The organism is Rhizobacter sp. P3_C12, assembly GCF_056402735.1.
Map to the genome: position 1 here is coordinate 1 of NZ_JBFUGW010000463.1, position 3,038 is coordinate 3,038.

Annotated in this window: 3 protein-coding genes; all 3 read right to left on the reverse strand. The window is 74.4% G+C overall.

Going from position 1 to position 3,038, the window contains the following annotated elements:
- Positions 1 to 966 (reverse strand): baseplate wedge protein (locus AC1DXV_RS33205; protein WP_477937790.1); only part of this gene is annotated, 966 nt, incomplete at its 3' end.
- On the reverse strand, positions 963 to 1,757 hold the full coding sequence (locus AC1DXV_RS33210) for a hypothetical protein (RefSeq protein ID WP_465113110.1): 795 nt from the start codon (positions 1,755 to 1,757) through the stop codon (positions 963 to 965). The genes AC1DXV_RS33205 and AC1DXV_RS33210, both read right to left, overlap by 4 nt.
- Positions 1,754 to 3,038 (reverse strand): baseplate J/gp47 family protein (locus AC1DXV_RS33215; protein ID WP_477937791.1); only part of this gene is annotated, 1,285 nt, incomplete at its 5' end. The genes AC1DXV_RS33215 and AC1DXV_RS33210, both read right to left, overlap by 4 nt.

Below are 3,038 nucleotides of genomic sequence, written 5' to 3' on the forward strand. Positions count from 1 at the left end.
GCGCAGGTCTTCGAGCCGGCGGCACAGGTCGGCCGGCGCCACCGCGACCGGGTTGCCGCGCCGCGTGACGCCGATGGTGCCCGGCGAGCCGTCGCTCGGCAGCGCGAGCCGCAGCGCCCAGTTGTCGCCGCGCCAGGCCACCGAGCCGTTGCTTGCCGTTGCATTCGCCGGCCGCAGCTGCGACAGCCGCGCCCCCTCCACGCCCGGCACCGCCTGCACGACCGCAGCGAGGTCCGACAGGAACAGCCGCTGCGCGCCGTCCTGGCCGATCGGCAGGTCGTCGATGAAGCCGTGCTGCAGCGCCGGCCCGGTGTAGATCTCCTCCAGCGACGCGCCGGCGCGCAGCCGCTCGTCGAGGCTGCGGCTGACCGCGGCGCGCGCGACGAAGCGGTCGCAGCGGTCGTAGACCTCGGCCAGCACGTCGGCCGCGTCGCGCGGGCCGCCGATCTCGATCTGCGCATGCAGCTCGCAGGCGACCGGCTGCACCGCGGTGACGGCCAGGTCGAGGTCCTCGCCGAGGTTGCGCTGCGCGAGGAAGGCCGCGCGCGCATCGGCGATGCGCTTGCCCTCGCCCTCGCTCGCGCCCTGCGACAGCTGCAGCACCAGGTGCACGACGCCGTCGTCGCGCGCCTGCAGCGTCGCGTCGTCCAGCCCGGGCACGGCATCGAGCAGCAGGCGGCGCAGGTCGGGCGCGGTCGTCGCGCGGCACGGGAACACCTCGGCCGGCGGGTGCAGCGACAAGGCGTCGTAGTCGATCGTGCCGGCCGGCCCGGTCAGGTGGTCGGCGACCGGGAAATCGGCGCGGTAGACCAGGTCGGTCAGCGAGAAGCACAGCTGCTCCAGCATCGTGATGCCGGGGTCGTGCAGGTTGTGGTCGGTCCAGGCGTGGCCGCTGACGGCCTGCAGCCAGGCGATGCCCTGCTCGCGCAGCCGCGCGAAGCTCGCGTCGTCGCGCTCCGCCGTCATGGCGCGCACCCCTGCATGGTCTCGTCGAACCACAGCCGCGTCAGCGTCGCCTGGATGCGCACGCCGCTGCCGTAGTCGCACTTCGAGCGCACCTGCAGCCGGTAGCTGGCGTTGCGCCCGCTGCTGCCTTCCCAGCGCAGTTCGAGCTTGTCGCAGCGCCGGCCGTACCAGGTGTTGTCGCAGCGGATGCGCTTGCGCCGCGACAGGATGTCGAGCCAGCCGCGCGTCGGGTTGTAGGCGTTCATCGCGATCGCGTGCATCAGCGCGAAGCGGCCACCGCCCGGGTGCCCGGCGCCGGCCATCACCTCGAAGGCCTGGCAGCCGCCGAGCGGGCCGGTGAGGTCGTGCCATTCGCCGTCGGCCAGCGCCGGCGCGAGCCCCGGCCAGCGGCAGCTGCCGACCCGGCCCTGCGAGGCGACGACGCCYGCCACGTCCAGCGCCTGGGCCGGCTCGGCAGTGCCGATGCCGACGCGGTCCTGCGCGTCCAGCGCCAGCACCGGCTTGCGGCCGCGCGATGCGGCAACGCCGGCGTGGTGGAACAGCAGCTGGTCGCGGTCGCCGCCGTAGCTCATCGACCACAGCGCGGTGCGCGAACTCTGCTCGCGGTAGAAGCTGACCAGCGCGTCGTAGCCGGCCGGCGACGACACCTCGATGCCGTTCTCGGCCGATTTGTGGAAGCCCTCGTCGCTCATGTTGAGCATCGAGTCGATCAGGTCGGCGAAATGGTCGCGCGTGGGCAGCCGGCCCTCGTCGAAGAAATGCTGCAGCGTCTTGCGGTTGCGGATCGTCATGCGCCGCCCCCGATCACGAAGGTGCTGCCGATCGACAGCTGCGCGATGCCGGTCGGCTGCGGCGCCGGGTCGGGGAACACCGGGGCCGCGGTGACGATGTGCGTGGGCATCGGCAGCGCGAGGCTCCACGGCGCGCGCGAGACGGCGTGGCCGCGTTCGCCCCCGCCCTCACCCTGGCCTTCGCGCTGGCCCTGCGCCTCGCGCGCGGTGTCGACCAGCGTGTACACGCCGGCATCGCTGCAGGTCAGGTGCAGCAGCGACAGCTGCGTCACGTAGTCGACGCCGTCCAGCGCGCGCAGCCGCGCCTCGAGGTCTTCGCCGCGCACGACCCAGTCGAAGGCCGGGCCGCAGCCGTCGTCGAACCACGGCGACAGCGTGGCCACCACGGTGCGGGTGATGCGCTGCAAGGCCTCGCCTTCGTGCACGCCGCGCGCGAGGCCGACCGTGCAGCGCAGCTGCAGCCGGTCGTAGACCGGGTTGCGCACCACGAGCTTCGCGAACGGCGACGCGCGCTCGCGCAGGTAGTCGGCCATGCGGCGCAGCTCGATGGCGTTGAAGCGCGGCGCGGCGCAGGCGAAGGCCGGGTCGTTGCGCGGCAGCTGCGGCACGACGACCGCCAGCACCTGGCCGGCCGGCGGCCGCGGCTGGCCGGCCGCGGCGATCTCGTCGCCGGACAGGCAACGCACCTTGAAGACCTCGGGAAAGCGCGCCAGCAGCAGCCGCTCGACGTCCCAGGCGGTGCTGGCCCGCTGCTTGTGCTGCAACCGCTCGCCGGCGCGGGTGTACAGCAGGCCCGCGTCCTCGGCCGGGCGCAGCCCGAACGACGGCCCGACCTGCTGCACGCCGGACAGCCCCGGCAGCGAGGCCAGCGAGCGGGTGATGCGGCCCTGCGGCAGGATCGCGAGCATGGCCGTGCCGGGCGGCAGCACGCGCCGCGCGCGCAGCGCATGCGCCTGCACCGACTGCAGCGCGGCGAAGCCCTCGAAGCCGGCGGCCGCCGAGGCGCGCAGCCAGTACAGGCCGGCCGGCATCACCTCGTTGTCCAGCGTCAGGTCGCCCGGCAGGTCGAGCGTGACGATGCCCGAGGTCAGGAAGCCCTCGGTGCTGTCGGCCAGCACGCGCGCCGCCGGCAGCGGCCGCCAGTGGTCGCCGGCCAGCGTGGCCCAGCGCACGGGCGCGCGCACCGCGCCGGAGCGGGTCGCGTCGGCAGCCGATTCGAGCAGCGAGAACAGCAGCGTCAGCGTGCCGCCCGGCGCGCTGGCCGCGAGGCCGATGTAGAGG